Genomic DNA, 7,468 nt, shown 5'->3' on the forward strand with positions numbered 1-7,468 from the left:
TTAAACATAATTGCAACGCTTTGTCCTGTAACTTATTGAGTCAGGAAAAGTTTGCTCATACCAAAAACAATTTGGTTGGATTCTATAACGTATTCCGCTTTTGATAGAAATATCACTTTGGAAGGTGGATTCACATTAAGGCAAGATGATGTTCGAAAAAAATTCTTCTCATAAAAAAAATATGCTATCCCATTGTATCCGTTCGGCAATGCCGCTTTTTCTGCTAGCGACTTTTAATGGCTATGCGGCTGAAACCGCATCGGATGCGCACGACCATGTAAAGGGCTCAAAAACCAATGATGGGGATGTGATTACCGTAACCGCGCCTTTGTACTCTCCTTTGGCAATTGTCACTTCGCCAAAAACGCCTCGTCAGCCAGTTCCAGCAAGTGACGGTTCTGATTATTTAAAAACCATACCCGGATTTTCCCAAATCCGTAATGGCGGCACCAATGGCGATCCGGTATTTCGGGGCATGTTTGGTTCAAGAATTAAACTCCTGACTGATGGCGCAGAAATGTTAGGAGCGTGTCCCGGCAGAATGGATGCCCCTTCATCCTACATTTCGCCAGAAAGTTATGATTTGCTGACAGTCATTAAAGGGCCTCAAACGGTATTGTGGGGGGCTGGCGCTTCGGCAGGGACCATAAGATTTGAACGTGAACATCCTCGCTTTGATCAGCCGGGAGTCAAATTCAATGCCAGTGGGCTGACGGGTTCAAATGACCGTTGGGATGGCAATGTGGATGCCAGTATTGGCAATGAATTGGGATATTTACGTTTAATGGCGAATAAATCCCGCTCAAATGACTACAAAGATGGCAGTGGGTATCGCGTTCCTTCACGTTGGGATAAATGGAATAGTGATCTGGCGTTGGGATGGACGCCGGATAAAGATACGTTGCTTGAGTTGACCGCAGGGAAAGGGGACGGAGAGGCCCGTTATGCAGGACGCAGTATGGACGGTTCACAATTCAAACGTGAAAGTCTTGGCGTGCGTTTTGAGAAATCTCACATTAGTGAAGTGCTTGATAAGGTTGAAGCCCAAGTTTATTACAACTATACCAACCATATTATGGACAATATAACCTTGCGTTCTCCGAATAGCGCTATGTCGATGGGGATGTCTTCTTCGAGTTGTAAACACGGGTGTGGCATGCACATGAATATGAATCACGGTATGTCGATGCAACTGGATCGTCGCGTTATCGGGGGGCGAATTATGGGCACCTGGCTATGGCAAGACTTCAAATTGGAAAGTGGCGCGGATACACAAACCAATACTCACCGTAATAAAGCCGGTAGTAGATGGCAAAAGGATGCGCAATTCTATAACTATGGTCTATTTAGTGAGCTAACTTGGTCTGCTACGGAACAGAGCGAATTGATAACCGGCGCCCGTCTTGATCGCAGTCGAGCAAAGAAATTTGCTGGTAATAGTGAAAAAGAGCGTAATGATACTTTACCGAGTGGTTTTATGCGCTTAGAGCATACACTGGCGGATATGCCAATGATGTTTTATGCCGGTATTGGTTATACCGAACGTTTCCCCGACTATTGGGAATTGTTCTCGCCTAAATATGGTCCGGCGGGGAGTGCCAGCGCTTTTGATGGGGTAAAAAGTGAGAAAACCACTCAACTTGATATTGGCGCTCAATATACCGGGGAGCGTTTTAATGGTTGGGTATCCGCCTATCTGGGGCGTGTAAATGATTTCATTTTATTTAGATATAGCCCGACAAACGCCCGTATTAGCCAGGCGGATAACGTTAATGCCAATATCATGGGCGGAGAAATGGGCTTCGGTTATCAATTGACTGATCATTGGAAAACGGATGCCAGCCTTGCCTATGCTTGGGGAGAAAACAGGACGGATAACAAGCCGATGCCTCAGATCCCACCTTTGGAAGCCCGTTTCGGATTGACCTATGAACGTGGTGATTGGAGCAGTACCGGCTTGTGGCGATTGGTAAGCAGCCAGCATCGGATTGCTGTGGGGCAAGGCAATGTCGTTGGTAAAGATTTTCAAGATAGTCCAGGTTTCGGCGTGCTTTCAGCCAACATGGCCTATAAGGTTAATAAAAATGTAAAAGTTAGCGCGGGTATCGACAATATTTTGGATAAAGAGTACAGCGAACACCTTAACCTTGCCGGTAATAGCACCTTTGGTTATTCAGCGAATACCTCAGTGAATGAACCCGGCCGGACGGTGTGGGCGAAAGTAGATGTAAAATTCTAATGAGAAAATGGCGTCCAATTAATTGGGCGCCAATTATTTGTTTATCCTTTTCCTGATTAATGACTATTTCTTATTACCGATATACGGATAAACTTTTACATAATCGACATCGAATGTTGCGGTTGTTTTATTTATCGGGCCATAACCTTGCGCTGGATAACTGCGCGGTACTTCAGAACTTAAAATAATGTATTCTTCTGTGATTGAAATAGGAACTTGATCTAACCCCGACAGAGTTTGAGCAATATCATCAATATAAAATGTATAGCCATTTGGAGTCCATGCCACAGCAAATTTGTGGAATTGACCATCAGTCAATTTACTGGTAGATGATCTCTTTGACCACTCCTTATGAGCGCTGCCATAACCATTCCAGTGAATAGCGTGATCATATTGCTCTTGTTTTGCTTCGGCTAAATGTTCAAATACATCAATTTCGACACCTGATTTTTCTGGATTTGTTAAATCGAGGCCCATTGTCGGTGACTGTATCCAAAATGCAACTTGATTACCTTCTGCACGATTAAATCTGATAGCGGCTTCCCAATAGCCATATGCTTGTAGAAAACTTTTTTGTGTTGAAATCATGCCGCAATAATTTTGTAACTTGCCAGAAGAACTATCGGAATAGGTTTTTATGATTAAATGACCATTTTGTACGATAACCGCTGATGGAGTATTGATACAATTTTTTCTGACGCCCAGACCACGGTGATCCCATTTTTGGGTATTAAGCGCGGCGCCATCGAAATTATCTTCAAATGAGGGAGTAGAGCTAAATTCATTGGGGATTTTTGCTAGAGCATACCCACTGAACAATGTGCTTAATAACAACGTGTAGGTTAGCTTAATTTTCATCTATTTTCCTTGTATGTTTGACGTGAATAATTGTTATTTATTCGATAGCTATTACCGATTTCTATTCGAGCCCTTGAACCTTATGGATATCAATCTAAAAAATGAGTGCTATTGGTTCCCCTTTTTTGTAGCAGAGATATGAATTACTTTATCGAATATTAGCGACGGGGTTACCGATTTAATTTATTACCCCCATTATTTTCGTTTTATTCATTCAATATGGTATTAATATTGGTTGATAAAAATGAAAGGGAATTAAAGTTGACAATATGAGTTGGGAAAAATAATTGAGATAGATAGAATAAAAACAGTGAATATCGGTGAATAGAACCCCGTTCGTCAGAACGGGGTATATGACAAATCTAAATTATTTCGATGCATCCAGCGCTTGAGCAAGATCGGCAATAATATCATCGATATGTTCAATGCCGATTGACAAGCGAATCATATCCTGTGATACGCCGGCTTTAATTAACTCTTCATCATTTAATTGGCTATGCGTTGTTGACGCTGGATGACAGGCAAGTGATTTAGCGTCGCCAATATTAACCAAGCGCACAATCAATTTTAGTGCGTCAATAAATCGTGCGCCGGATTGCTGCCCGCCTTTAATACCAAAGGAGAGGATGGCTGATGGTTTCCCATTCATATATTGCTGAGCCAGTTCATGTTCTGGATGGTTTGGCAGCCCGGCATATTTCACCCAACTAACTTGAGGATGATCTTGCAGATAATGAGCGACTTTCAGCGCATTTTCAGTATGACGTTCCATTCTTAATGCCAGTGTTTCCAAACCTTGCAGGATAAGGAAAGCATTAAAAGGCGACAGTGAAGCTCCCATATTACGTAGTGGTACAACACGACAATGTCCGATAAATGCAGCTTTGCCGAATTGCTCGGTATAAACGACGTTATGATAGGAAGGGTCCGGGGTAGTTAATATAGCAAACCGTTGCTGATATTTTTTCCAGGGGAAATTGCCGGAATCTACAATGATGCCGCCAATAGAATTACCATGCCCTCCCATATACTTGGTTAAAGAGTGAATAACAATGTCAGCGCCGTGCTCGAAGGGGCGACAAAGCACAGGAGTGGCGACAGTATTATCAACAATTAAAGGGATGCCATGACGATGAGCGACTTCGGCAAATTTTTTCAGATCAACAATATTACCTGCCGGATTACCAATAGATTCACAAAATACCGCCTTGGTATTGTCATCAATCAATGATTCCAATGCTGCAATATCATCGTGTTCAGCAAACCGAGTCTCAATTCCGAATCGCGGCAATGTGTGAGCTAACAGGTTATGAGTGCCGCCATATAACTTAGCAACAGATATAATGTTATCTCCAGCGCTGGCAATGGATTGAATTGCACAGGTGACGGCCGCCATGCCAGATGCAACCGCCAAAGCAGCGATTCCTCCTTCAAGTAGAGCAACCCGTTTTTCTAATACATCATTAGTCGGGTTCATAATGCGGGAGTAGATGTTGCCCTCAACCTTTAAATCAAATAGGTCGGCGCCATGTTGAGTGTCGTCAAACGCATAGGATGTCGTTTGATAAATAGGAACGGCAACGGCTTTGGTGGTTGGATCAGGGGAATATCCGCCGTGGATAGCAAGAGTTTCTGGTTTCATTTTCGATCTCTTTTTTTACGGTAAGATGACATATATCTTTGATGAATAGGTGTAATCGGCCTTTGTTAAAACCATAGCCGCTCGCAATTGCTTACAAGGAACTTGATTTATCTCTCTTTTTGATTGATGAACTATTAGAATAGATATCTGTGTAGACATGATATTTTCGCTAATTCTTTATTGATTAAAGAAATAATTTGAAAAAGTTACTAATTATTTGCTTTAGCTATGTTAGTATTATTATTTTTTTAATAATGTGGATGTTATCACAAAATACTTCAATAATTTCAGCCAAGTAACATTAACTACTAAAATAGAAAATGGGAACAAAATACTTAAATAAATATTCAATCTTTTATAAAGATCACAAAAATTGCTGTGAAATAGTTAGTTCTCGTTAGATTGCTTTAATTTATTTATTCGTTGTTGCCTGAGCGAAAATAGCAGGTATACTCGTCATTCTCACTTTTTTAGACTTTTTTAAATGATTTTGGTCGTAATTTATTGTTAGTATTATCAATATTGGCACTAACCAATAAATTAATAGGATTCTTATGGCTATGTTTTCAAACCGGCGGGAGTTGAAACAACTTTTATTTTTCTCTTTCCCTATCATCGTTAGTCAGATAGCACGTACAGCAATGAGTTTTGTTGATATTGTGATGTCTGGTCACTATGCTACGGCTGATTTAGCAGCGGTAACATTAGGCAGTAGTATTTGGTTTCCTATATTTGTATTAGGATATGGGATGATTATCATGCTGGCAGCAGATGTCGCTAAGCAGAAAGCGCAACATGATGACGAAGGGATTAGAGACAGTCTCAAAAATTACTTGTTTCTGGCGGTGATACTTTCGATACCAATAATTCTTTTATTAATGTTAGTTAGCTGGCTACTTTCGTTCATCGGTATTGATGAGCATATTTTAGAAATTACCCAGGGCTATGTTATTGCGCTGGCTTGTGGTGTTCCTAGCGTTATGATATTTAATGTTTTTCGTTCCTTTCTACAAGGATTGGAAGACACAAAAATCGCAATGTATTTGTCTGCGGCTTCTTTATTATTGAATATACCATTAAATTACATCTTCATTTATGGAAAACTGGGTTTGCCAGCAATGGGCGGCATTGGCGCGGGTATTACAACTGCAATTATTAATAATCTAATTGCTGTATGCTTGATTATCTATTTTTTGCTAAAGAAGGAATATCGTCGCTATAGGCCAGATTTTAGTTTGCCGAAATATAATGCTTTGATGAAGACTTTTTATATTAGCATGCCAAGTGGATTGGCGCTTTTTGTTGAAATGGTTTTTCTCGATGTGATCGCGATAACCGCTGCTCCTTTAGGTGCTCAAGTCATTGCTGCGCATAATATTATGCTCAATATTACCTCTATCATTTATACCATAACGGGTGGGATTGCCGCCGCTGTGACTGTGAAAGTCGGTTCCTATATTGGGAAGGGAGATAGAACATCATTAATCGGCACTATAAGGATCTCAATTGCCTTAATTTTATCTATTTCCGCAGTTATTGGCGTTTTAATCTACTATTTCGCCGGTTCATTTATTTCACTCTATACTAACGACAATGGAGTTATAATAATTGCGCTTAACATCATCTTTCTGTTATGTCTATTCCAATTCTTTGACTCTTGTCAGGCGGCTTTATCCGGTATTTTACGGGGTTTTCATGATACCCGATCGGTATTTTACGCGCCGTTATTCGGTTATTGGTTAGTGGGCTTGCCATTAGGGTTTGTTTTGGCTTTGACAGACTGGGTAACCGAGAGGATGGGAATTATAGGGTTTTGGTATGGGTTGGTTTTGGGGCTTTTTGTGAATGCTATTCTGCTGTTTATCATATTAAGGGTTAGACAGAGAGGTATGATTTCTCAAATAATTTCCTAATTTAACTACAGGATATTTTGGCAAATAATTTAGGGCAGTATCATGAAATATATTATTTTAATTATGGTTTTATTGGTTTCTAACGTATATGCGGAAAATATAGCAAAATATATTCCGAAAACGGTGTTTACAGGTATGCATTATGAGGACAAGGAAATTACGCTGAAGACACCCGGAACAGTTGAGGAGTTTCATAACTTAGAAAAATTGGCAGAAAAGGGGAGTGCGGATGCTAATTTTTTGTTGGGGCGTTTATATAGTGATATTTCATTACCAAGTTCGGAAAGGGATTATGAAATAGCTAAATATTATTATGAGAAAGCCTTAGATTTAGATAACAATCACATATTGGCTTTATTTTGGTTAGGTGTTGCTTACGAATCTGGAGATAGCGATAAGCAGGATGCAAAAAAAGCATTAGAATTTTACGAAAGAGCCGGTAGCCAAGGTCTTTTAAAGGCATACAATAATATGTCTGTCATTTATTTACATGGTGATGGCAACGTTCCACAAGATTTAAAGAAGGCGAAAATATATTTTCAGAAAATGGCTGATATGGGGGATAAAGAAGCTAAATTTTCTTTAGATCATTGGGATATCATAATGATACAGCTAGGATACAAAGAACCTGAATGATATTTATATTAGTTTGATCGTTATTATATCTACATTTAACTCCCTGTCTAAAGATAGGGGGTTTTATTAAATCATTTAAATGATTTATTTAACTCTTTCAGTTAGTATAAAGTACTATCAATATTGCTATTTGACAGCTTATTTCATAAAAGATTATTTTATAAATTCATGGTTATTAAA

The 7,468-nt window shown here is 39.7% G+C and carries 5 protein-coding genes; 3 read left to right on the forward strand and 2 right to left on the reverse strand.

The annotated features are described in order from the left end of the window. Positions 1–145 precede the first annotated feature (145 nt). Positions 146–2,239 carry a TonB-dependent copper receptor gene (locus V2H77_RS13340; RefSeq protein WP_341499189.1) on the forward strand — a complete coding sequence of 698 codons (2,094 nt, stop codon included), beginning with the start codon at positions 146–148 and terminating at the stop codon, positions 2,237–2,239. 63 nt (positions 2,240–2,302) lie between these two features. Here the strand turns inward: V2H77_RS13340 and V2H77_RS13345 are convergent, their stop codons facing one another. Beyond that, entirely contained in the window at positions 2,303–3,097 is a 795-nt protein-coding gene (locus V2H77_RS13345; protein WP_341499190.1) for a glycoside hydrolase family 16 protein, read from the reverse strand. A 367-nt stretch (positions 3,098–3,464) separates the two neighbouring features. Next, the gene (locus V2H77_RS13350) at positions 3,465–4,739 is read right to left on the reverse strand and encodes a bifunctional O-acetylhomoserine aminocarboxypropyltransferase/cysteine synthase (protein ID WP_341499191.1); all 1,275 of its coding nucleotides are present in this window, start codon (positions 4,737–4,739) and stop codon (positions 3,465–3,467) included. A gap of 554 nt (positions 4,740–5,293) precedes the next feature. Between V2H77_RS13350 and V2H77_RS13355 the strand changes: the two genes are divergently transcribed. Together V2H77_RS13355 and V2H77_RS13360 are read left to right on the forward strand one after the other, a co-directional pair. Further along, a complete protein-coding gene (locus V2H77_RS13355; RefSeq protein ID WP_341499192.1) occupies positions 5,294–6,652 on the forward strand; it encodes an MATE family efflux transporter in 1,359 nt (452 codons plus the stop codon). A 42-nt stretch (positions 6,653–6,694) separates the two neighbouring features. After that, complete coding sequence (locus tag V2H77_RS13360) at positions 6,695–7,288, forward strand: tetratricopeptide repeat protein (protein ID WP_341499193.1); 594 nt, start codon at positions 6,695–6,697, stop codon at positions 7,286–7,288. Positions 7,289–7,468: the final 180 nt, after the last annotated feature.

Origin of the sequence: Photorhabdus sp. P32, assembly GCF_038085095.1 — a bacterium.
In the GTDB taxonomy this organism is placed as follows: domain Bacteria; phylum Pseudomonadota; class Gammaproteobacteria; order Enterobacterales; family Enterobacteriaceae; genus Photorhabdus; species Photorhabdus luminescens.